Raw genomic sequence first — 23,855 nt, 5'->3', positions numbered from 1 at the left:
AACTGTTAATTATTCCACGCTGACATTGACATCATAACCATTAGCCTTAAGCAATGCATGCTGCTTGGCTGCTTGCAAATCTGCTACAACCATCTCCGCACACATTTCTTGAACGGTAATTTCAGGCGTCCAGCCAAGTTTGGCTTTGGCTTTCGTAGGGTCTCCCAACAACGTTTCTACCTCTGTCGGACGGAAGTAACGAGGATCGATACGCACAATCGTTTGACCCACGTTGAGGGCTGGGGCCTTATCGCCTTCAATTTTCTCTACAATGGCGACCTCATCAACACCTTGCCCCTCAAAATGCAAAGTGATACCTAGCTCTTGTGCGCTCCACTTGATGAACTGCCGTACGCTGTACTGCACGCCAGTCGCAATCACAAAGTCCTCAGGCTGTTCTTGCTGGAGCATCATCCATTGCATGCGCACATAGTCTTTCGCATGACCCCAGTCGCGCAATGCATCTAGATTCCCCATATACAAGCAATCCTCAAGCCCTTGAGCAATGTTCGCCAGACCACGTGTAATCTTGCGCGTCACGAATGTCTCCCCGCGACGGGGAGACTCATGATTAAACAAAATGCCATTGCAGGCATACATGCCATAAGCTTCCCGATAGTTCACCACAATCCAATAAGCATACAACTTAGCTACTGCATAGGGGCTGCGAGGATAAAAAGGGGTGGTCTCTTTCTGAGGAATTTCCTGAACTAAACCATAAAGCTCACTGGTCGATGCCTGATAGAAACGTGTCTTTTTTTCCAAGCCCAAAATACGAATAGCTTCCAGAACTCGTAAAGTGCCAATGGCATCTACATCAGCAGTATACTCTGGGCTCTCAAAACTTACCGCCACATGGCTCATTGCACCGAGATTGTATATTTCGTCAGGCTGAGTCTCCTGAATTATGCGAACAAGATTGCTTGTATCTGAAAGGTCGCCATAATGAAGCTTTAGTCTTGCATCAGTGATGTGTGGGTCTTGATAAATGTGATCTACCCGCTGGGTATTAAAAAGGCTTGCCCGTCGCTTAATACCATGAACTGTATAACCTTTTTCCAGTAGGAGTTCCGCGAGATAGGAACCATCTTGACCAGTAATCCCAGTAATGAGTGCAACTTTACCTTTAGGCGCGTTTTCGTTAATCATACAAAATTTTTCTCTAGAAAGTCGTCGTATGTAAATGCAAGTCCGTCAGCAAGGCCAACCCGAGGCGTCCACCCCAAAGTATTTAGCCGACAGCTATTCATTAGTTTTCGAGGAGTACCATCAGGCTTGCTAGCATCAGTTTTAATCTCACCAATATAGCCTACAGTTTTTGCAATTAGCTTGGCAGCTTCAAAGATAGAAACATCTTCTCCACAGCCTACATTAATATGGCTCAGCATAGGCAGGGTATTTTCCGCATAGATCTCAAAAGGAAGATTCATCACATGAACACTCGCAGATGCCATATCATCCACATACAAAAATTCTCGTCGGGGTGTGCCTGTACCCCAAATGGTAACTGAAGGTGAGTTGCTTAGCTTTGCCTCATGAAATCGTTGAATCAGCGCAGGAATGACATGAGAATTCTCAGGGTGATAATTATCCCCAGGCCCATAAAGATTGGTAGGCATAACACAACGGTAATCTACACCATGCGATTTGCCATATTGTCGATTATAGCTTTCGCACAATTTAATACCCGCAATCTTTGCAACAGCATAAGGTTCATTAGTCGCCTCAAGTGAACCGGTAAGCAAAGACTCTTCGGCCATTGGCTGAGGGGCTAATTTGGGGTAAATACAGCTAGAGCCAAGGAATAGTAATTTTTTTACTCCATTACGAAAGGCGGCATCAATAACATTAGCTTCCATCATCAAATTTTGATAAATGAATTCAGCTGGATAAGCATTATTAGCGTAAATCCCCCCCACTTTAGCCGCGGCGAAATACACTTGATCAGGTCTTTCAGCCTCAAAAAAGGACCTAACTGCTGCTTGATCTGTCAGGTCCAGTTCTGAATGCGTACGAGCAATAACATTTGTTTGACCTTGTTGCTGCAGGGCTCTAACAATTGCGGAGCCAACCATCCCACGATGGCCTGCAACATAAATCTTTGGCATAGTCATTGTCCGCCCCTTCCATAATCATCCTCAAAGCGAACGATATCGTCCTCTCCCAAATAGCTTCCCGACTGTACTTCTATAATTTCAAGTGGAATGGTACCTGGATTAGCCAAACGGTGAACCACCCCCAATGGAATATAGGTCGACTGGTTTTCCGTCAGAAGAATAATTTTTTCGCCATTTGTAATTTCTGCAGTTCCCTTGACGACAATCCAATGCTCTGCCCGATGATGATGTTTTTGCAAGCTCAGGCTAGCTTTGGGTTTAACTTGAATACGCTTGACCTTGAAGCGACCACCTTCGTCAATGCTATCGTACCACCCCCAGGGCCGGTGAACTTTACGGTGCAGAACATGTTCTTCACGCTTCTGCTGCCCAAGCGCGGCAACAATATGTTTGACGTTTTGACTGCAGGATTTATCTACAACAAGAACTGCGTCCGGGGTCTCTACAACAATGATATTCTCGACTCCAACCAAACTCACGAGTCGACTGGTTGCATGAACTAATGTATTGCGGCTATTGGTGGTAAGAACATCGCCAACCTGTGCGTTTCCGAACTCATCCTTAGGCAAGACCTTCCACACCGCATCCCAAGCGCCTAAATCATCCCAACCTGCATCCAACGCTACCATTTTGATTGGGAAGTCACTATCAGGACACTGCTCCATCACTGCGTAGTCCACAGACTCAGATGGGATGGCGACAAACTCTGCCTTGCCCGGCCTAACAAATCGTGCATCTTCTGAGCGCATTGCCCAAGATGTACGAGTCGCCTCTAAAATATCGGGCCGGAATTTTTCGAGTGCTTTCAACCATACCGATGCTTTGAACACGAACATGCCGGCGTTCCAGTAGTACCCGCCCTCTGCCAAATAGCCCCTAGCAGTAACCTCATTCGGCTTTTCAACGAATCGCTTAACTAGGTGTGCATCTCTTCCAAATTCGCTTTTATCAACCTGGATGTAGCCATAGCCTGTTTCAGGTCGGTCTGGAGTAACCCCTAAGATTACGATCACGCCATTTACGGCCTCTCTGATCGCAAGCTGCATTGACGATGTAAACGCTGCGGAATCAGTCACAGTCTGATCAGCTGGCGTCACAACCAAAATGGGATCATTACCGCCCTCTAGTGCAGCTAAGGCAGCCAGAGTTAGCGCGGGAGCTGTATTGCGCCCTACGGGCTCAAGCAGTGCAACTCCCATTTCAATATTGGCTTCGCGCAGCTGCTCGGAAGCCAGAAAGCGATGCTCCTCACCTGTGACAATAAGCGGAGGAGCCACCTGCATGTTGGCATCTCCCAAGCTGGAAAGGCGCTGTGCAGCCTGCTGAAACAAGCTGTCACTACCGGTTAGACATAAGAACTGTTTGGGGAAACCCGTCCGCGACAACGGCCAAAGGCGCGTGCCAGAGCCACCGCAGAGAATAACCGGAGTAACACTAATCATGACTTTTGTATTCCTTCACTGCCAATATTTTCAACATCCAACTTGAGCGCTTCAATCTCAGCTTTCAGCGCCTCATACTCTTCCATCTTCCTATGCAAAAATCGGTGAGTGGTGGCAGCCTTTTCAACCATACCACTAGGGGTAAGCACGTAGACGTAACCAAATTTGTTCTTGGAGTGAGCGAAATTTTTCATCTTCACTAGGCCTTTTCCCATCAAAGCCTTCAGGCAGTAGTTCACCCCGCCCACGCTGATGCCTAGCTTTTCCGCCAGCTCGCGCTGGGTCAGATCTGGATTGTCTTGCAGGAGACACATCACCCGAAAATAGGTATCCTCCTGTAGTCTTGCTTGACGACTAATCATAAGAATCGAAGCATCAATCTCGTGTGACATCTTACATATAAATAGTTTTGGTGCATTATTAAGCAACGTACGCAATATTCCTACCAGCCGTTTTGCACCCACCCGGCAGTTCTGTAAAAACTTGAACATTGTACTCAAAGTCACCTTACGGGGTCTACACAACACCCCCGACAAAGTTGACTTGAGGGACCTACATATACTTACATGAGCCTCAACAGTTCGCTAGGAACACAGCGAGTAATGCAGGGGATCGCTAACGCCCCCCTGCATTCAAACACCTAGATACTCCAACATCCCCTCCGCAGCCTCCCGCCCCTCAAATACCGCCCGCACCACCAAATCCGCACCACGCACCATGTCGCCGCCTGCGAAAACTTTGGGGTTGCTGGTCTGATATTTGTGGACGCCGTGCGCGGCCGCTAAGGTGCGGCCGTTCGCTGCAACCGTGATGCCTTGCCTATCCGACCATGAAGCCGCTTCAGCCTGGAAACCGAAGGCAATGATAACATGGTCGCATTCTACGATTGCTTCACTACCAGGCACAATCTCAGCATTGCGGCGGCCTTTGGCATCTGGTTCCCCCAAACAGGTTTCTGCCAGAGTCACCGCGAGGGCCCCATTCATTACCGGGTTGATGATGATCGGTTGTCGGTTCCACAAAAAATCTACTCCTTCCTCCCTCGCATTCGCCACCTCACGCTTGGAACCCGGCATATTCGCCTCATCGCGTCGGTAGGCACAGATCACGCTCTTGGCACCTTGGCGTATCGCGGTACGGTTGCAGTCCATCGCCGTGTCGCCACCGCCCAACACCAGCACACGCTTGCCTCGCATTGAAATGGGGGCCTCACCCTCGGGCAGCGTACCCAGCCCCTGACGGACGTTATTAATCAAATATGGCAAAGCCTCCAACACCCCGGGCAAATCCTCCCCAGGAAAACCGCCCTTCATATACTTGTACGCCCCCATGCCCATGAAGATGGCATCGTACTGTTCCAACAATTCTTCTATCTGGACGTCCTTGCCGATCTCGGTATTGAGCACGAACTCCACTCCCATGCCCTCCATGATCTCGTGACGGCGCTTGATCACCGACTTTTCCAGCTTGAACTCCGGAATGCCAAAGGTAAGCAGGCCGCCAATCTCCTCGTAGCGGTCGAACACCACCGCCTTGACGCCATTGTGTACCAATACGTCGGCACAGGCCAGGCCAGCCGGGCCGGCACCAATTACCGCGACCTTCTTGTCCGTCCACACCACCTTGGACATGTCCGGACGCCAGCCGGCTTTGAAGGCCTCGTCGGTAATGTATTTCTCGATGCTGCCAATGGAAACCGCGCCAAAGCCGCCTTGATTCAAGGTGCAAGCGCCTTCGCATAAGCGATCTTGTGGGCAAACCCTGCCGCAGATTTCCGGCAGGCTATTGGTTTTGTGCGACATTTCCGCCGCCTCGAACAAGCGCCCTTCCTCCACCAACTTCAGCCAGTTGGGGATGTAGTTGTGCACAGGGCACTCCCATTCGCAATATGGGTTGCCACAGGATAAGCAGCGGCCAGCCTGCTCGGCCGCATCCACGCTATGCAGGGGCTGGTAGATTTCTTTGAATTCGACCTTGCGTACCGAAGCGTCGACCTTGTCGCCGGGGTTGCGTGCAAGCTTCATAAATTGGAAAACATCGCTCATGGTTGTTTCCTGTCTTGCTGGGCCCGCCGCTCACAGGCGGCCGGGCTTTTAATGAGGTGATTTGACCAGGCCGCGCTCGCGCGGCTTGGTCGTGCCGTCTTCTTAGTCCTTGAGCAGGCTGTCGAGCCTGGCCGCCTTGGGTTTGACCAGCCAGAAGTAATCGACGTAATCGTCGAAGTTCTCCAGCATCGCCTTGGCCGTCTCGGAGGCGGTCAATTCAACGTGCTTGGCGATCTTTTCCAATAGATAGGCGCGGTACATGCCCATGGCCTCGCCGTTGATCAGGTGGATATCGATCAGCTCGTTGTTGTAGCGATAAGCGAATTTCTCATTCGGGTCGTAGACGAAGGCGAAGCCGCCTGTCATGCCGGCGCCAAAGTTGTAGCCGGTTTCGCCGAGCACGATGACCGTGCCGCCGGTCATGTATTCGCAGCAATGGTCGCCGGCGCCTTCGATGACGGCCAGCGCGCCGGAGTTGCGCACCCCGAAACGCTCTCCCGCCACGCCTGCGGCGAACAACTGCCCACCGGTAGCCCCGTAGAGACAGGTATTGCCGATGATGATGGACTCGCCTGCCCGATATCCCGCGCTCTTGGGCGGATAGATGGTCACTCGGCCGCCGGCCATGCCTTTGCCTACATAGTCGTTGGCGTCGCCTTCCAGCTCTAGGTGCAAGCCGGATGCGTTCCACACGCCGAAGCTTTGCCCGGCGCTGCCGCTGAACTTGATCTTGAGGCAGCCGAACGGCAAGCCAGCGGCTCCGTGAACGCGGGCGATCTCGCCGGACAAGCGCGCGCCGATGGAACGGTGGGTGTTCTCGATGGGGTAGCTCAGTTCCAGCATCTGCTTATTGTGGATGGCGGACAAGGCGTCCTGCAGAATGGCTTCCGCCAATTCGCCCTTGTCAAAGGAAGGATTGCTGGCGCTGACGCAGAAACGCGGCTCACTGTCCGGCACCCGGCCTTGCGACAACAAGGGCGACAGGTCCAGTTTCTGCTGCTTGTCGGTATCTCCGGCCGCCAGGCTCAGCAAGTCCATCCGACCGATCAGCTCTTCCATATTGCGCACGCCCAGCTTGGCCATCCACTCGCGGGTTTCACGCGCGATGAACAGGAAATAGTTCATCACCATTTCCGGCAAGCCGGTGAAGTATTTAGAGCGCAGCTTGATTTCCTGGGTAGCCACGCCGGTGGCGCAGTTGTTCAGATGGCAGATGCGCAAGTATTTGCAACCCAGCGCCACCATCGGGCCGGTGCCGAAGCCAAAGCTTTCCGCGCCCATCATCGCCGCCTTGATCACATCCAGGCCGGTCTTCAAGCCGCCGTCGGTCTGTACCCGCACCCGGCCCCGCAGGCCATTGGCGCGCAGCACTTGCTGCGCCTCAGACAAGCCCAGCTCCCATGGGGAGCCTGCGTATTTGACCGAGGTCAGCGGCGAGGCGCCGGTGCCGCCGTCGTAGCCGGAAATAGTGATCAGGTCAGCGTAGGCCTTGGCCACGCCGGCGGCGATGGTGCCGACGCCGGGCTCGGCGACCAGCTTGACCGACACCAGCGCGGACGGATTGACCTGCTTGAGGTCGAAAATCAGTTGCGCCAAGTCTTCGATAGAGTAGATGTCATGATGCGGCGGCGGCGAGATCAGGCTGATGCCTTCCTTGGCATGGCGCAGCCGCGCAATCAGGCCGGACACCTTGTCGCCCGGCAGCTGGCCGCCCTCGCCCGGCTTGGCGCCTTGCGCCACTTTGATCTGCAGCACTTCGGCATTGACCAGGTAATGCGGCGTAACGCCGAAGCGCCCCGAAGCCACCTGCTTGATCTTGGACATTTTCTCTGTGCCGTAACGCGCGGCGTCCTCGCCGCCTTCGCCAGAGTTGGAGCGGCCGCCCAGGCGGTTCATCGCGATCGCCAGCGCTTCATGCGCCTCCGGCGACAAAGCGCCCAGGGACATGCCCGCGGAGTCGAAACGCTTGAGGATGGCTTCCACCGGCTCCACTTCGTCGATAGAGATGGGCTCGCCCAATGGCTGCACCTGCATCAGATCTCGCAGCATCGCCACCGGGCGTTGGTTCACCGCCTCGGCGTACTGCTGATAGGCCTGGTAGTCGTCGTTCTGCACCGCCTTTTGCAGCAAGGTCACCACATCGGGGTTGTAAGCGTGGTATTCCTCGCCGTGCACGTACTTGAGCAAGCCGCCCTGTGAGATCGGCCGCATCGGGTTGAAGGCGAAACGCGCCAGCTTGCGCTGATCGTCCTCGAAGTCGGCGAAACCCGCGCCGGACACTCGCGACACCGTGCCCTTCAGGCACAGCTCCACCACCTCTTCGTGGATGCCCACTGCTTCGAACAGCTGCGCGCCGCGATAGGAAGCGATGGTGGAGATACCCATCTTGGACAGTACTTTGAGCAAGCCCTTGTTGATGCCCTTGCGATAGTGCTGCAAGGCTTCGTTAAGCTTGAGTTTGACCTCGCCGCTCTGTACCAACTCGATGATGCTCTGATAAGCCAGATAGGGATAGACCGCGGTGGCCCCGTAGCCGATGATGCAGGCCATCTGGTGCGCGTCGCGCACTGTGCCGGTTTCCACCAGAATATTGGTCTTGCAACGCAAACCACTGTCGATCAATGCGTGATGCACCGCGCCGGTGGCGAACAAGGCCGGGATGGGGAGGCGTTGCGCCGTCACATGGCGGTCGGACAGCACCACGATGACCGTGCCCTCCTGGACCGCATCCACAACATGCCGGGTCAGCGTTTCCAATGCTTGGCGCAAATCGGTTTCGGTGGGGTCGTAGCACAGGTCGAAGGTCGTCGCCTTCAGATAAGGCTCCGGCCGCGTGGTCACGCGGGTGAATTTCTCGTGCGACAGCACCGGAGAGCGCACTTCTAGCCGCTTGGCGTGCTCGGCGCTCTCTTCGAACATATTGCGTTCCGGCCCAAACACCGTATTCAGCGACATCACCACCGCTTCGCGGATGGGGTCGATAGGCGGGTTGGTCACCTGGGCGAATTGCTGGCGCAGATAATCAAACGGCGAGCGCACTTTCCGGCTCAACACCGCCATCGGCGTATCGTCTCCCATTGAGCCCACCGCCTCCTGGCCGTCTTCGGCCAGTACACGCAGGATTTGGTCTCTCTCTTCAAAGCTGATATTGAACAGCTTCTGCAAACGCGCCAGTTCGTCCTTGGACAAAGGCTCGACTCCGGCATCGTCCTCGATCGACAGCTCCAGATATTTGGCGCTGTCCTTAATCCATTGCCGATACGGCTTGGCGCTCTTGAGCTGGGCGTCGATCTCCTCCGGCAACAACAACTCGCCGGTGGCCAGGTCCGCGGCGAACAGCTGGCCCGGCTTGACCCGGCCCTTGCGCACCACATTTTCGGGATGGTAGTCCCACACCCCCACTTCGGAGGCGATGGTCAGGATATTGTCGCGTGTCAGCACCCAACGCGCCGGCCGCAGGCCATTGCGATCCAGCATACAGGCGGCGTAGCGACCGTCGGTGAGCACAATGCCGGCCGGGCCGTCCCACGGTTCCATATGCATGGAGTTGAATTCGTAAAAGGCGCGCAAATCCTTATCGGTCGAATCGACATTCTGCCAAGCCGGCGGCACCAGCAGGCGCAGCGCGCGGAACAGCGGAATGCCCCCCATCAGCAGGCCTTCCAGCATATTGTCCAGCGACATCGAGTCGGAGCCGTCGGTCTGCACGATGGGACGCACCGCGTCCATGTCCAGATGCGGAGATGCCATGATGCGCTCGCGCGCTCGCGCCCAATGACGATTGCCCTGCACAGTGTTGATTTCGCCGTTGTGAGCGAGAAAACGGAAAGGCTGCGCCAGCTTCCATTGCGGCCAGGTATTCGTGGAGAAGCGCTGGTGGAACACGGCCAGGCTGGACTCGAAACGGGAGTCGTTCAAATCCAGGAAAAATTTGGGCAGGTTCTCCGGCGTGACCAAGCCTTTGTAGGACAGGGTGTGCGGCGACAAAGTCGGCAGATAAAAAAACGGGTCGTCTGCCTTATTGGCTTTCTCAGCCTGGCGACGACCCATATACAAACGGCGCTGGAACATTAATTCGTCCATGCCGAATGGACAGTTAACAAAGACCTGGACCATGGCGGGCAGAGATGCCAAGGCCGCCTCCCCACAGGCGCTGTTGTCGGTGGGAACCTGTCGGAAACCCGCCACCTCCAAGCCTTGAGACTCCAGAAACTCGCGCAGACGCCGCAAGCTGCGCTCCCCCTGCTCCGGATCGGGATGGTGGAACACCAGCCCTGCGGCGTACACTGGCTTCAGCGTCAAGCCGGCCTCCGCGGCGACTTCGCGCAAAAACCCGTCCGGCTTGCGAAACAGCAGACCACAGCCGTCGCCGGACTTGCCGTCGGCGGCCACAGCCCCGCGATGAGTCAGCTTGGCCAGCGAGGAAATGGCGGTATTCACCAGCCAGTGACTGGGTTTATCGTCAAGCTGGGCGATCAAGCCGAAACCGCAGCTGTCTTGTTCGAAGTCCGGATGGTACAGGGTGCCCTGTAGCCAGCGTTGTCTGTCCATAGCTTTGTCCTGCTTATAATGTGAAACGAATGTTTCGATTCTAAGGGCAAGGAGCTTGACCCTGCAACCGGTTTTTGTGCACCGCATTAGACTATAAAAATCATTATGTTACAGCGCATTTTTTAATTTTCCGATGTCGAAAAATCGTATTTTTACGACGGATTAATTGTGATTTTGTGACGCGGACGTTCAATAAAACGACTGTCAAGCTACCTTGTCAAGGACATCCAAAATGGCCATTTCAATCAAAACAAGTATATTGTCAAACAATAGCCAACAATAATGCCCATCCTGTCTCCCCATCCCGCCAATCAGGAGCTGATCCGCCACTTGGCCGAGCAGGCGTTTTCACGTTCCGCCGGCGCCCCGCTGGTGGGCGGCAATCACCTGGAACTGCTCTACGACAGCGTGGAAAATTTCCCGGCATGGGAACAAGCCATCGCCGATAGCCGGGAATCGGTATTCATAGAGATGTATATCTTCGCCAACGACGCATTTGGCCTGCGAATCCGGGATCTACTGACCGAACAGGCCCGCGCCGGAGTGAAGGTCTGCGTGCTGTACGACTGGCTGGGCAGCTGGAAAACGCATCTGGGCAGTTTCTTCACCCCGCTGCAGGCCGCGGGAGCGGAACTACGCGCCTACAACCCTCCATCGCTGACCGCAGGCCTCAGCATGCTGGGCCGCAATCATCGCAAACTGATCGTGATTGATCGCCGAACCGTCTTTGTGTCCGGCCTGTGTATCAGTTCCAGTTGGGAAGGTCGCCCGGAGCGCGGCCAAGAGCCCTGGCGCGATACCGGCGTCAAATTCAGCGGACCGCTGGCGGCCGACGCTCTGGCCGCCTTCGCCGACAGCTGGGCCAGCTGCGGCAGCCCTCTGCCCGCGGAATGGCTAACCCCGCCGCCGGCGGAGAACTGCGGCGGGGTAGCGGCGCGTCTGATCGCCACCACGCCGGCCACCGCGCAAATGATGCGGCTGGATTTGCTGATCGCCTGCTTCGCTCGGCGCACCTTGTGGCTGACCGACGCCTATTTCATGGGCACCAGCATGTATCTGACCGCGCTGAAACAGGCCGCGCGCGACGGCGTCGATGTCCGCTTGCTGGTGCCGCGTTCCAGCGACATCGGCTGGATCGCCACTGTATCGCGCACCCAATACCGCCCGCTGCTTGAAGCCGGCGTTCGCGTTTTCGAATGGGACGGCCCGATGATCCACGCCAAGACCGCGGTGGCGGATGGACGTTGGGCGCGTATCGGCTCCACCAATCTCAACCTCTCCAGTTGGCTCGCCAACCGAGAACTGGACGTGGCGGTGGAAGACCAGACTTTGGCGGAAAAGCTGGCCGAGCAATTCCTGCGGGATCTGGACCACGCCACCGAGGTGATTCTGGCCGGGCAACGCCGCCGACCGACGCTGACCAAGCCTCGCCCCAAGGACTATCACGGCCTGCAGTTGCCGCCGCATACCGCCGCCCTCAGCGGCGCTAGCGCCGCCGCGCGGCAGGCGGCGCGGATTGGCGACGCGCTGGACGTGGTGGTGCGCGGCACCCGCAATGTCGACGCCAGCGAAGCGTCCGCCTTCCTGACCATAGGCATGGCCCTGCTGATCTTCGCCAGCCTGATCGCTTTCTTCCCTTGGCTGGTGGCGGCTCCCTTGCTCTTTTTGCTACTGCTCAGCGGCGGGGCCATCGTCGCCAAGGCCGTGGGCTTGTACTGGGCCAGACGTGGCAAAAAACAACAGCCGCCGCCGGCTGCGCCGGCAAGCGCTCAAGATGGCGCGCCCCAGGACAAATGCGATTAAAAACAAATCCTTGACCTAGGTCGAGGTCTTCAATACATCCCCGCCGCCCCACGAGAGGCCGCCGCCAGCAGCTTTTTTCTGGGAAAAGTTTTTGCTGCGCAACAACATGACAAGCAAAAGGTCTAAAATGCGCGCTTTCTTGGGATGTTCTCCAGGCCGGCAGACGTGAAGCGCGCGCAAACTGAATGAGATGCGTGCCAGCTACGGACCGCGGCGCAAAGCGCCCTGTTTTTATTCGCGCCTCAAGGCCAGCCTCCATGGCGGCGGCGGACCTCGCGTCTGCCCGTGCGTACAGAACTGCGCCCCAACGCGCACCGAGTGACACCGCAAAGGGTTACAGGTGCCCGCGGCCCCGGATTCGCCTACGGCGAACCGGCGGCCTCCCCGCGTCCCGCCCGCCGCGCGTGTCCGAGTTACAGCAACTGAGGACTCAGGTATGCGTTTTCATTTCCCCATCGTAATCATCGACGAGGACTTCCGCTCGGAAAACACCAGCGGCTCCGGCATCCGCGAACTCGCCGCCGCCATGGAGGCGGAAGGCATGAGCGTGATCGGCTACACCAGCTACGGCGATCTGACCTCCTTCGCCCAGCAACAAAGCCGCGCGGCCGGCTTCATCCTGTCGATAGACGACGAGGAATTCCACACCGAAGACGCGGCGCAGGAAGCGCTGGGCAAACTCTACGGCTTCGTCGCGGAAATCCGCCGCCGCAACCCGGACATCCCTGTCTACCTGTACGGCGAAACCCGCACCGCGCGCCATATCCCCAACGATATCCTGCGCGAGCTGCACGGCTTCATCCACATGCACGAGGACACGCCGGAGTTTGTCGCCCGCCACATCATCCGCGAAGCCAAAAGCTATCTGGATAGCCTGGCTCCTCCATTCTTCCGCGCGCTGGTGGACTACGCCCACGACGGCTCTTACTCTTGGCACTGCCCCGGCCACTCCGGCGGCGTCGCCTTCCTGAAGAGCCCAGTGGGCCAAATGTTCCACCAATTCTTCGGCGAAAACATGCTGCGCGCCGACGTCTGCAACGCGGTGGACGAACTGGGCCAGTTGCTGGACCACACCGGCCCCATCGCCGCCTCCGAGCGCAACGCCGCGCGCATCTTCAACGCCGACCACCTGTTCTTCGTCACCAACGGCACCTCTACCTCCAACAAGATCGTCTGGCACAGCTGCGTGGCGGCCGGGGACATCGTGCTGGTGGACCGCAACTGCCACAAATCCAATCTGCACGCCATCATGATGACCGGAGCGATTCCGGTGTTCCTGATGCCGACTCGCAACCACTACGGCATCATCGGCCCGATTCCGAAATCCGAATTTCAGTTCGACAATATCAAGAAGAAAATTCAGGCTAATCCCTTCGCACGCGACGCGCTGGCCAAGAACCCGCAGACCAAGCCGCGTATCCTGACGCTGACTCAGTCCACCTACGACGGCATTCTCTACAATGTCGAGGAGATCAAGCACCTGCTGGACGGCGAGGTCGACACCCTGCACTTCGACGAGGCCTGGCTGCCGCACGCCGGCTTCCATGATTTCTACGGAGACTTCCACGCCATCGGCGAAGGCCGGCCGCGCTGCAAGGACAGCCTGATCTTCTCCACCCAGTCCACGCACAAGCTGCTGGCCGGCATCAGCCAGGCCTCGCAGATTCTGGTGCAAGACCCGGAACAACGTCAGCTGGACACCGCCTGGTTCAACGAGGCCTATCTGATGCACACCTCCACCAGCCCGCAATACTCCATCATCGCCAGTTGCGATGTGGCGGCGGCGATGATGGAACAGCCGGGCGGACAGGCGTTGGTGGAAGAATCGCTGGTGGAGGCGCTGGACTTCCGCCGCGCCATGCGCAAAGTGGACGAAGAGTACGGCCGCGACTGGTGGTTCAGCGTCTGGGGACCGGACGACCTGTCCGACGACGGCATCTGCGACCCGGCCGAGTGGCAACTGCGGCCGGATGAGCGCTGGCACGGCTTCGCCGGCATCGAGGACAGCTTCAATATGCTGGACCCGATCAAGGCCACGGTACTGACGCCGGGCCTGGATGTGGACGGCAGCTTCGAAGAGATGGGCATTCCCGCCGCCATCGTCACCAAGTATCTGACCGAGCACGGCGTGGTGGTGGAAAAAACCGGCTTGTACAGCTTCTTCATCATGTTCACCATCGGCATCACCAAAGGCCGCTGGAATACGCTGATCTCCCTACTGCAGCAGTTCAAGGACGACTTCGACAAGAACCAGCCGATGTGGCGGGTCATGCCGGAGTTCATCGCCAAATACCCGCAATACGAGCGCGTCGGCCTGCGCGATCTGTGCCAGCGCGTCCACCTGCTCTACAGCAAGCACGACGTGGCCCGCATCACCACCGAGATCTACCTGTCGGAAATGGAGCCGGCCATGCGCCCTGCCGATGCCTTCGCCAAGATGGCTCACCGCGAGATCGAACGCGTGCCGGTGGAACAGTTGGAGGGCCGCGTCACCGCGGTGCTGCTGACACCCTATCCGCCAGGCATCCCCTTGCTGATTCCCGGCGAGCGTTTCAACAAAACCATCGTTGACTACTTGCGCTTCGCTCAGGACTTCAACCGCGAGCTGCCCGGTTTCGAGACCGATGTGCATGGGTTGGTGGCGACGGACCTTAACGGCCGCAAGGTCTACTGTGTCGACTGCGTGAAATGAGGCACGGCGGCGGTGCTCCGCCAGCGCGCCGCCGCCACAATTTCTACACAATAATCTTTAACACACCAGGCTGGCGCGCTCGCGGCAGCGTGCGATAATCGCCGTCATGATGTCATTGGACCGCCGTTACGCCCTCATCGCCTGGCTCTTGCTCAGCCTGGCCGGCTGCCTATGGCTGGGCTGGCGCCAGTTTGGCGAATTGGAGCAGCGCTTCCGCCAGGAATCCTTTATCGCCCTGCGTCTGCTAAGCCAGAAAGCCTCGCAACACGACGCGGTGCTGGCCACCTTGGCCGCCTCGGAACAAAGCCGTTTGCCGGCCGACATGCTCAAGCGCCTGCAAACCGCCATGCCTCAGCTCAGCGCGGTGGGTTACTGGCGGCAACAACAATGGCATGGCGACCCGGGCGGTCTCCGCCCGCCGCTGGCCTTGTTATGGCAGGCCCAGCAACAAGGCCAGACCGTCCTCGGCTTCGACGCGCAACAGCGCTACTGGCTGCAAAGTCCCGACGGCTGGGCGCTGCTGATCGACCCGCTGCGCATGCTGGTCCAAGCCGAACTGCCCAAACCGTTGGAAAACATCTCCCTGCAATTGCGCGGCCACCGTATCGAATTGCTGCAACGCAAGGCCGGCGCGCCGGTCAATGACTGGGACCTGAGCCTGGACCGCAAACTGCCCAGCGCCAGCCAGCCCTTCCGTCTATCCAGCCGCACAGCCTTGAGTTGGAACAGTTTGCCCTGGATGGAAATCCTGCTATGGAACGCGCTGCTCGCAGCCGTTGCCGTCGCCTTGTACGCCAGACATCGCCAACGCGCCTCTCAACAGCGCCAGCAGCAGCAGGACCGGCTGGCCGCTCAAGCCCGGCTCAACACCCTGAATGAAATGATGGCCGGGCTGGCGCAGGAGTTGAACCCGCCGCTCACCGCCATCATCGCCAATACCCGCCAGCTGGAGCGGACGCTGGACGAACCCTCTCAGCGCGAAACCGTGCGCGACACGCTGCTGGCCACCGGCGCGCAAGCGCGTCGCGCCGCCGCCTTGATCAGTCGGCTCAGCCGCCTGCTGGCCCATCCCAAAGCCACTGAAACCACGCCGCTGGACCCAGACGCCCTGGTGAATTCCCTGCTGTTCCTACGTCAGGCCGAACTGGCCAACCAAAACATCACCCTGGAATGGCATAACTTAAGCCCAGACGAATGGCCCCGCGCGGAACGCACCGCGCTGGAACAGATCCTGCACAATCTGGTGCAAAACGCCTGCGACGCGCTACAAGAACAAGGCGGCCGCATCGTGATCAGCGGCGAAAGCGACGGGCACAACTATCGCTTCAAGGTCATAGACAACGGCCCAGGGATTCCCGACGCCATCCTGCCCAAGATCTTCCTCCCCTTCTTCACCACTCGCTCCCGCGGCATGGGCCTGGGTTTACCGCTATGCGAAACCCTGGCTCGGGCACAAGGCGGCAAGCTGCACGTGCAAAACGCCGCCAACGGCGGCGTCATCGCCCAGCTGATATTGCCCTGGGCCAAACGCGGCGCCTAGAGCGGCTGACAAGCCCCTGATGCCGCGTTGCGCCGACTTGCCGTTACAAGTACTGCCTGCGTCGGTGCGCCTTGCCTCAGAACCTGTTTACGATCTGCTGCGCATCGGCGATACAGCGTTGAAAACCGCGTCGAAATGCTCATGTACCGTGTGTACACTCCGCTTTCTCAGCTGTTTTCGCCTTGTTTCACCTTAGCTCGCGAGATCGTAAGCACGTTCTCAGGCGTGAAACTGATTTTTGTCAGTCGCCCGTAACGCCTCAGTCCTTGCTCGCCAGCGCCAGCCGCAAAGCCAGCCCGCCAAACACAGACGCCAGCAGCCATTGCGGCAGCCGGCTGCTTCCCAGTTTGTCGCCAAGCGCGCGCCCGAAACGGCTGGCCGCCAAGATGATCGCGCCGTTGATCAGCAGGCCGATCGCGTTCAGCACAGTTGCCAACACCATGATCTGCAGGGAAACCGGCCCAGCTGACGGGTGAACGAATTGGGGGAACAAAGCCAACACGAAAAGCGCCATCTTGGGGTTGAGCAAGTTGGTAATCAGACCTTGGGCCACGATGCGCGGCATCGACTGCGCGCCCGCCGCTCCGGGGACGCTCAACACACTGCCGCTACGCAGCGTGGTCCAAGCGAGGTAGAACAGGTAGGCGGCGCCGGCGATGCGCACCGCATCGTAGGCCATCGGCGCATGCGCGAACAACTGCGCCAAGCCGAAGGCCGCCGCCAGAGCATGGCAGTAAGTCCCCATCTGAATACCCGCCAAGGTGGCGAAACCGGCCTTGCAACCCTGGCTGGCGCTGCGGCTGGCGATCAGCAGCATATCCGGGCCCGGCGTCGCCGCGAGCGCAACGCAGGCGAGGCTGAACAACAATAGCGTAGACAAATCAGGCATGGCGGACATTCCGAATAGATACAAATTGCCATAATACAAGCCAGCCCGACGGAATCAAAGCCTCAATCCAGCGCCGCGCCGCGTTCCCGCAGCAAAGCTCGCAGCACCGAACGGTGGCAGCGCGCCTCGTCCTGACAGTAACAGCCGATGGAAAAGTGGCTGCCGTGCGACAGCGCCGCCAGCAAATCCAGCTCGCGGCTTTGCGCCGGCGCCTTCATCTCCGCGCGATACGCCCGCTCGAAAGCCTGCCATTCAGCGGGACCCTGCGCGGCCTGCGCCTGTTTTACCAGCTCCGCGCTAGGCGCCAGGTTGGGAAACCACACGTCGTACCAATCACCGCTGGCAAACGCCTCCTTGGGTACACCGCGCGGCGGCCTCCGCACCGTACCGATGCGCGTGCCCTCCTGCGGGTGACGCGGACTGCCCAATTGCACGACGCGTATCGTCATAGCTCGCTCTCCGAAACAGCGCAGCCGGTGCGCCGCGCGGAACAACATTGTCATCGATGACGAACCCTGCGTAGACTAAGGGCCTGCCCCCAACCAGAACAATCCTCATGCAACACTATCCGCTTTATCTACTGATGGCGGCGGCCACCGTGCTCAGCCCCGGCCCCGGCATTTTGATGACCCTGACCAATTCTCTGCGCTTCGGCCTGCGCGGCACCATGGGCGGCATTCTCGGCACCGCCTGCGGCTCCTTCATCGTCGCCGGCGTGTCGGCTACCAGCCTGGGCCTATTGCTGGCGGCCTCGGCGCTAGCCTTCACCATGATGAAATGGATCGGCGCCGCTTATCTGTTTTATCTGGGCGTCAAACTACTGCGCGCGCCGGCTTTCCGCTTCGATGAGATTCAAACCCAGCCGCGCGGTTTTGCCCGACGCTTTGGAGAAGGCATGGCGGTACAGCTGACCAACCCCAAGTCCATCTTCTTCTTTCTATCCATTTTCCCGCAGTTCATCGACACTCAAGGCGCTTACGCGCCGCAATTTCTGCTGCTGGTCGGCACTTTCAGCAGCCTGATCATCCTGATTCACACCGTGTACGCGTTGACCGCCCAGCGCGCGCGGCGCTGGCTGGCCAGCGAGCGCGGAGGCAAATGGGTGAACAAGGCCGGCGGCATGACATTTCTGCTATTCGGCGCTCTGCTCGCCAACGCCAACAAGTAAAAACGCCATGAATCTGCAATTGGAGTCTCCGCGGCAACACGATGCGTTAGAGCTAATCCGCCAACTGGACGAATATCAGGCCGCCCTCTACCCGGCGGAAAGCAACCACTTGATGGACCCCTCGGCACTGGAGCGGCCCCAGGTTCGCTTCATTGTTGCTCGCGACGAGAAGGGCGCCGCCGCCGGCTGTGCCGCACTGGTGCGGCATGAGGATTACGGCGAGATCAAACGCATGTTCGTGGCGCCGTCCCAACGCGGCAAGGGGGTAGCGCAGGCGCTACTGGGGCGCTTGGAGGAAGAAGCCCGCGCCGCCGGCCTACCCGCGCTGAAACTGGAAACCGGCGTGTCCCAGCCAGAAGCCATCGGCCTGTACCAACGCGCCGGCTTCAGCCCCTGCCCTCCATTCGGCGCCTACGCCCCCGATCCGCTCAGCCTGTTCATGAGCAAAGCATTGTAGGCCTGTTGGAGCGTAACGACTACCAGCCGTTCTCCAATACCAGGTGGCCGGGCGCGCTTTGCCGGCTCATCCGGTAGCCCATCTTCATCAATTGCCTATGGGTGTCCTCCACCATGGCCGGGTTGCCACAGATCATGAAACGCGAGTCTTCCGGCGACATCGACAGCCCAGCCGCCCGCTCCAAACGTCCATTGGCCAGCAAGGCCGGTATACGCTCGTCCAACAGGCCTTCCGGCGCGTCGCGCGTCACGATGGGCAGGTATTGCAGTTTATGGCCGTGCTCTTCCCACAACGGATGCTCGCATAAAGCAGCGATGAAATCCTGGTAGCTGAGCTCCTCGGCGCGTCGCACGCAGTGCGCCAGCACGATGTGCTCGAAACGCCGCCACTGCTCCGGATCCTGCAGAATCGACAAATACGGCGCCAAACCGGTGCCAGTAGCCAGCAGCCACAGATCCTTACCCGCCGGCAGCCGGTCCGCCAAGAAGAAGCCCATCGCCTTCTTGTCCAACATCACTTCTGCGCCCACTTGCAACTGCGCCAGGCGCGAACTGAACTGGCCTTCCGGCACCACGATGGAATAGAACTCCAGATACTCGTCGGTCACCGCCGAACACATCGAGTACGCCCGCCAAACTTGGCCGCCATGATCGCCCAGCGGCAGGCCCAAGCGCGCAAACTGCCCTGGCTCAAAACGATAGGCGTCCGGCCGCCGCAAGCGGAAGCTGAGCAGATTGTCCGCCCAGCGCCGCAACCATAAAATGGGTTGAACCGTGTATTTCTCTTCGATCGCTGTATCCATTGCTCGCCAATACCCAAGTAAATCACTCAAGTATTGTCCTCCAGATCGGCTACGGCTTCAAGCCGGCGTCACAGAGGCGCTCAACGATAGGCGGCCAGCCATTCCTCATGCAGCGTGGCGACTAGTTGCCCCGCCGGCAGCTCCCGGCCGGCGGCCACGTTTTCGCCAGCCCACAAGGATAGAAAATCAGACAGTTCTGCCTTGGCCGCCGCGGCTCGCAAGGGCCCGGTCAAGGCGTTCATCACAGGATAAGCCGGCACCAGGTCTTCCTTGTCGGCCATCAATTCCATATAACGGTTGCTCAGGCCGCGCGCGTGGCGCCCGGAAAACGCGCGGGTCAAACGGGTACCGCCGGGCGCGGCCTTGGCCAGCTCGCTTTTCCACAAGGCGGAAATGCCGGACTCCGGACAACGCAAGAACGCGGTGCCCAGCTGGCACGCCTGGGCGCCGTGACGCATCGCGGCGGCGATGTCGCGCCCATGCATGATGCCGCCGGCGGCGATCACCGGCAGCGGTTGGTTCTGCGCCAATTCGTAAACCAGCGACAGCGTCGGCCGCAGGCTGTCCTGCGGCCGGCCTATGAAAGTGCCGCGATGGCCACCCGCTTCCCGGCCCTGCGCGCAGATCGCGTCAGCGCCCAGTTCGGCCCAGGCCAACCCTTCCGCCATATTGGTGGCGGTGCCGATCACGTCTATCTTGGCCTGCTTCAACAATTTGAGCTGATTGCGGTTGAGGATGCCGAAGGTGAAGCTGGCCACCGCCGGCTTAGCCTCCAGCAACGCTTCGAACTGACGTGCGAACGGCTCACAGAAGCGCTCCGGGATTTGCGGCGCCGGCAGTCCCAGCTCACGGTGCAGCGGCGCCAGCCACTCCAGCGCCTGTTCCAAGGCCTCCCTGCCGGGAACGGGATCGTCCTGCACAAATAGATTGATGCCGAAAGGCTTGTCCGTGAGGCGGCGCACCGCGGCGGCTTCGCTGAGCAGGCGTTCCGGCGGCAGCAGCGCCGCCGCCAGGAAACCCAGGCCGCCGGCCTGGCTGACCGAGGCCACCAAGGTAGGGGTAGTGGCGCCGCCCGCCATCGGCGCCTGAATCAAAGGGGTGTGCAACTGCCAGCGACGACACAAAGCGGAAGCCATATTTATCCTCAGATTACGCCCGCGCGGGCGTCGGTTGAAAGACTGCGCTATCAGACGCGCTCTTCAATCAGTCCGCCAAAGCCTGCTCCAGATCAGCCAGGATGTCCTCGATGTCTTCTATGCCTATCGACAGTCTCACCCCTCCTTCGCGGATCCCCAACCGGGCCTTCTGCTCGGGCGGCATGCCGCCGTGCGACATCGTATAGCTGTGATTGATCAACGACTCGACTCCACCCAGCGACTCCGCCAACGCGAACAAGCGCAGCCGCTCCGCCAATCTGCTGGCCGCCTCGCGGCTATCGTCCTTAAGCCAGATGCTGACGATGCCGCCGAAGCGACGCATCTGTCGGCGGGCCAAACCATGCCCCGGATGCTCAGGCAGCCCTGGGAAGAACACCCGCTCCACCTTGGGGTGCGATTGCAGGTAATTCGCCACCCGCTCCGCGTTATCGCAATGGCGATCCATGCGCAGATGCAGGGTCTTGATGCCGCGCAGGGTCAGGAAGCAATCCTGAGGTCCCGGCACCGCGCCGGCCGCGTTCTGGATGAATTTGATTTCGCGATGCAAGGCATCGTCGTTGACCGCCGCCAGGCCCAGCAAGACGTCGGAGTGACCGGCCAGATACTTGGTGGCGGAATGCACAACGATGTCGGCGCCCAAATCGAGCGGATTCTGTAAATAAGGCGTGGCGAAAGTGCTGTCCACCGCCACTCGCGAGCCATGAGCGTGCGCGACCTTGGACAACTCCGCGATGTCCACCATGCCCAACAACGGATTAGTGGGCGACTCCAGCCACAACAGCTTGGTCCGCGTGCTTATTAGCGCAGACAGGCTCCGACTATCGCTCAAATCCGCGAAAGTGACTTTGACGCCAGCCGGCTCCATCACCTTGCTCAGCAAGCGGTAAGCGCCGCCATAAAGATCCGCCACCGCGATCACCTCGTCGCCCGGCTTCAGGCAAGCGCGCAGCACCGCGTCTATGGCCGCCATGCCGCTGGCAAAGGCCAGGCCGTGGCGGGCGTTTTCCAGGCTGGCCAGGCAAGCCTCCAGCGCCGCCCGCGTGGGATTGCCGGTGCGGGCATAAACAAAGGGCATGGCTTCTCCGACATGCCCGTATTCGAACACCGAAGTCTGGTACACCGGCGGCATCACTGCCTTGCCATGATCTGCGTTGTCATAGCCGGCATGAATGGATCTGGTTGCAAATTTCACGGGTTTTCCTCAAAAAATCATTTACTTGCCTACATTGTCCGACAAACAGACCGCAATCAAGCTCCTAGCGCGCCGCGTCCATGACTCTTTCATCATTTTTCGAAAACTTCAAGGAAACCACCACAAAAATGGCGGCAACTCCCTTGATCTTGACTAAATTTTTAGCAGCTTTGGCTTTACATCCACGCGCTTTAGGACTATTTTGCAGCGTTTCGCATTCAAACAATTGTACGAATGAAGCTAGAACGCGTATTTGACATCCTGCCCCGCCAACTCGAACGCCACCCACGCACTGACTGCCTCGCCGCGAAGTCCGGCAAGGAATGGCGCAGGCTGTCCACCGAGGAAGTTGCGGACAGCGTCAACCGCTTCAGTCTGGGTCTCTTGGAGTTGGGCATCGCCAGCGGCGACAAAGTCGCCATCGCCGCCGATAACTCCATCGAATGGGTGCTAGCCGATCTGGCGTTGCAACAAATCGGCGCCGTCAGCGTGCCGCTCTATCCCACCATGACCCTTGATGATGCACGCTATATCCTGACTCATGCCGAGGTCAAGCTCGCTTTCGTCGGCAATGCCGCATTGCAACGCAAATTGCATGAGGCGCTGGGCAAATTCAGCTGTCCGATCTATGGTCTGGCACAGATCGAAGGCTGCCCATCCTGGACCGAGATCCTGGCCCTTGCCAATCCGGAGCGGCAAGCCGAGCTGGAGCGCCGCCGTGACGCAATCCAACCGGACGATGTCTACACCATCATTTACACCTCCGGCACCACTGGACGCTCCAAAGGCGTGATGCTGTCGCACCGCAACGTGCTCAGCACCGTCATCGCCACCGCGGAGTTCACTCGCCTGCCTCACGGAGAGTGTCGCGCGCTGAGCTTTTTGCCGCTGTCGCACATCTTCGAGCGCGCCGGGGTGTTCTACTATATGTACAGCAGCGCCGGGATCTATTTCTCCAGCGTGGAATGCCTGTCCTCCGCCCTTGCCGACATTCGTCCGCATACCTTCAGCGCAGTGCCTCGCGTGCTGGAGAAAGTGCACGACAAGCTGGTGGGCAAGGCGCGCGAATTCAGCGGCCTCAAACGTCGCCTATATCTGTGGGCGGTGGAACGGGCCGAGCGCTTCGACCCCAATGCGCGGCGCTCCCCCCTGGAAGCTGCCAAACACGCGCTGGCCGACAAGCTGGTTTACCGCAAATGGCGGGCGGCCATGGGCGGCGAACTCAAATGGATCAATGTCGGATCCGCCGCGCTGCAGCCGCGCCTGGCGCGCCTGTTCTGGGCCTGCGGCGTTTCTGTGGCGGAAGGTTACGGCATGACCGAGTCCGCCCCGGTGATCTCCGCTAACCCATTCAATGCCCGGGACACCCGGATCGGCAGCGTGGGCCTGCCCCTGCCCGGCGTGGAAGTGCGCCTGGCCGACGATGGCGAAATCCTGGTGCGCGGCGACAATGTCATGCTCGGCTATTACAAGGAACCCGAACTCACCGCCGAAGCGCTGAAAAACGGCTGGCTGCACACGGGCGACATCGGCGTGCTGGAACATGGCTACCTGCGCATCACCGATCGCAAAAAAGAAATATTCAAGACCAGCAACGGCAAATACATTGCGCCGCAAGCGCTGGAGAACAAACTGAAGGAATCCGCCTTTATCGATCAGATCATGGTAGTGGGCGATGGTCAGAAATACGCGGCGGCGCTGATTGTCCCGCTCTTCGAGAAACTGAAGGAGTGGTGCGCCGAGCACGGCATCGCCTACACCACCGACAGCGAGATGAGCAGCCACCCCAAGATCGTCGAGTTGATAGACCGCGAAATCAAACGCTTCAACCGCTACTTCGGCAACTGGGAACACATCAAGAAATTCACGCTGATCGACAAGCCCTGGTGCGTTGACGCCGGCGAATTGGCGCCCACGCTGAAGCTGCGCCGCAAGGTCATTGCCGAACGCTGCCGCGCAATGATAGAAAGCCTCTACGCCCCGGCCTGAGCGCTACGCGA

The 23,855-nt window shown here is 58.9% G+C and carries 17 protein-coding genes; 6 read left to right on the top strand and 11 right to left on the bottom strand.

The features are described from left to right. Positions 1 to 9: 9 nt before the first annotated feature. The 6 genes from gmd to gltB all read right to left on the bottom strand — a co-directional run bounded on the left by gmd (position 10) and on the right by gltB (position 10,155). A complete protein-coding gene (gene gmd, locus DXT74_RS06510; protein ID WP_194427580.1) occupies positions 10 to 1,149 on the bottom strand; it encodes a GDP-mannose 4,6-dehydratase in 1,140 nt (379 codons plus the stop codon). Beyond that, the gene (locus DXT74_RS06505; protein WP_194427579.1) at positions 1,146 to 2,114 is read right to left on the bottom strand and encodes a GDP-L-fucose synthase; all 969 of its coding nucleotides are present in this window, start codon (positions 2,112 to 2,114) and stop codon (positions 1,146 to 1,148) included. Before DXT74_RS06505 ends, gmd begins: the two co-directional genes overlap by 4 nt. After that, positions 2,111 to 3,559: a mannose-1-phosphate guanylyltransferase/mannose-6-phosphate isomerase gene (locus DXT74_RS06500; RefSeq protein ID WP_194427578.1), complete on the bottom strand. Its 1,449-nt coding sequence runs from the start codon at positions 3,557 to 3,559 to the stop codon at positions 2,111 to 2,113. Before DXT74_RS06500 ends, DXT74_RS06505 begins: the two co-directional genes overlap by 4 nt. Further along, positions 3,556 to 4,050 carry a MarR family EPS-associated transcriptional regulator gene (locus DXT74_RS06495; RefSeq protein ID WP_196783834.1) on the bottom strand — a complete coding sequence of 165 codons (495 nt, stop codon included), beginning with the start codon at positions 4,048 to 4,050 and terminating at the stop codon, positions 3,556 to 3,558. Before DXT74_RS06495 ends, DXT74_RS06500 begins: the two co-directional genes overlap by 4 nt. Positions 4,051 to 4,191: 141 nt before the next feature. Continuing rightward, on the bottom strand, positions 4,192 to 5,604 hold the full coding sequence (locus DXT74_RS06490) for an FAD-dependent oxidoreductase (protein WP_194427577.1): 1,413 nt from the start codon (positions 5,602 to 5,604) through the stop codon (positions 4,192 to 4,194). 102 nt (positions 5,605 to 5,706) lie between these two features. Then, positions 5,707 to 10,155 carry a glutamate synthase large subunit gene (gltB, locus tag DXT74_RS06485; protein WP_194427576.1) on the bottom strand — a complete coding sequence of 1,483 codons (4,449 nt, stop codon included), beginning with the start codon at positions 10,153 to 10,155 and terminating at the stop codon, positions 5,707 to 5,709. 282 nt (positions 10,156 to 10,437) lie between these two features. Here gltB and DXT74_RS06480 point away from each other — a divergent pair, with 282 nt between their 5' ends. The 3 genes from DXT74_RS06480 to DXT74_RS06470 all read left to right on the top strand — a co-directional run bounded on the left by DXT74_RS06480 (position 10,438) and on the right by DXT74_RS06470 (position 16,190). Further along, complete coding sequence (locus tag DXT74_RS06480; protein ID WP_194427575.1) at positions 10,438 to 11,958, top strand: phosphatidylserine/phosphatidylglycerophosphate/cardiolipin synthase family protein; 1,521 nt, start codon at positions 10,438 to 10,440, stop codon at positions 11,956 to 11,958. 436 nt (positions 11,959 to 12,394) lie between these two features. Next, positions 12,395 to 14,650, top strand: coding sequence for an arginine/lysine/ornithine decarboxylase (locus tag DXT74_RS06475; RefSeq protein ID WP_194427574.1), 2,256 nt, complete (start codon positions 12,395 to 12,397; stop codon positions 14,648 to 14,650). Between the two features lie 106 nt (positions 14,651 to 14,756). Further along, positions 14,757 to 16,190 carry an ATP-binding protein gene (locus tag DXT74_RS06470; RefSeq protein ID WP_194427573.1) on the top strand — a complete coding sequence of 478 codons (1,434 nt, stop codon included), beginning with the start codon at positions 14,757 to 14,759 and terminating at the stop codon, positions 16,188 to 16,190. A 259-nt stretch (positions 16,191 to 16,449) separates the two neighbouring features. Here the strand turns inward: DXT74_RS06470 and DXT74_RS06465 are convergent, their stop codons facing one another. Together DXT74_RS06465 and DXT74_RS06460 are read right to left on the bottom strand one after the other, a co-directional pair. After that, positions 16,450 to 17,079: a LysE family translocator gene (locus DXT74_RS06465; RefSeq protein WP_081555763.1), complete on the bottom strand. Its 630-nt coding sequence runs from the start codon at positions 17,077 to 17,079 to the stop codon at positions 16,450 to 16,452. Positions 17,080 to 17,141: 62 nt separating this feature from the next. Further along, complete coding sequence (locus DXT74_RS06460; RefSeq protein WP_043637005.1) at positions 17,142 to 17,528, bottom strand: DUF488 domain-containing protein; 387 nt, start codon at positions 17,526 to 17,528, stop codon at positions 17,142 to 17,144. Between the two features lie 107 nt (positions 17,529 to 17,635). Between DXT74_RS06460 and DXT74_RS06455 the strand changes: the two genes are divergently transcribed. Together DXT74_RS06455 and DXT74_RS06450 are read left to right on the top strand one after the other, a co-directional pair. Then, positions 17,636 to 18,247, top strand: coding sequence for a LysE family translocator (locus tag DXT74_RS06455; RefSeq protein ID WP_081555733.1), 612 nt, complete (start codon positions 17,636 to 17,638; stop codon positions 18,245 to 18,247). A gap of 7 nt (positions 18,248 to 18,254) precedes the next feature. Next, complete coding sequence (locus DXT74_RS06450) at positions 18,255 to 18,704, top strand: GNAT family N-acetyltransferase (RefSeq protein WP_194427572.1); 450 nt, start codon at positions 18,255 to 18,257, stop codon at positions 18,702 to 18,704. A gap of 19 nt (positions 18,705 to 18,723) precedes the next feature. On the opposite strand, the gene DXT74_RS06445 is transcribed toward DXT74_RS06450, so the two are convergent. The 3 genes from DXT74_RS06445 to DXT74_RS06435 form a co-directional block, all read right to left on the bottom strand. Next, positions 18,724 to 19,506: a ferredoxin--NADP reductase gene (locus DXT74_RS06445; RefSeq protein ID WP_194427571.1), complete on the bottom strand. Its 783-nt coding sequence runs from the start codon at positions 19,504 to 19,506 to the stop codon at positions 18,724 to 18,726. Between the two features lie 80 nt (positions 19,507 to 19,586). Next, a complete protein-coding gene (locus tag DXT74_RS06440; protein ID WP_194427570.1) occupies positions 19,587 to 20,642 on the bottom strand; it encodes a nitronate monooxygenase family protein in 1,056 nt (351 codons plus the stop codon). A 67-nt stretch (positions 20,643 to 20,709) separates the two neighbouring features. Continuing rightward, positions 20,710 to 21,855 (bottom strand): PLP-dependent aspartate aminotransferase family protein, encoded by a 1,146-nt coding sequence (locus tag DXT74_RS06435; protein ID WP_081555737.1) that lies wholly within the window; start codon positions 21,853 to 21,855, stop codon positions 20,710 to 20,712. A 234-nt stretch (positions 21,856 to 22,089) separates the two neighbouring features. On the opposite strand from DXT74_RS06435, the gene DXT74_RS06430 reads away from it, so the two are divergent. Continuing rightward, on the top strand, positions 22,090 to 23,844 hold the full coding sequence (locus tag DXT74_RS06430; RefSeq protein WP_194427569.1) for a long-chain fatty acid--CoA ligase: 1,755 nt from the start codon (positions 22,090 to 22,092) through the stop codon (positions 23,842 to 23,844). Positions 23,845 to 23,855 lie beyond the last annotated feature (11 nt).

Source organism: Chromobacterium sp. Rain0013 (assembly GCF_015291765.1).
GTDB lineage: Bacteria > Pseudomonadota > Gammaproteobacteria > Burkholderiales > Chromobacteriaceae > Chromobacterium > Chromobacterium haemolyticum.
The sequence above is the reverse complement of the archived record's forward strand: the minus strand, read 5'-3'. Positions and strand labels throughout refer to the sequence as shown.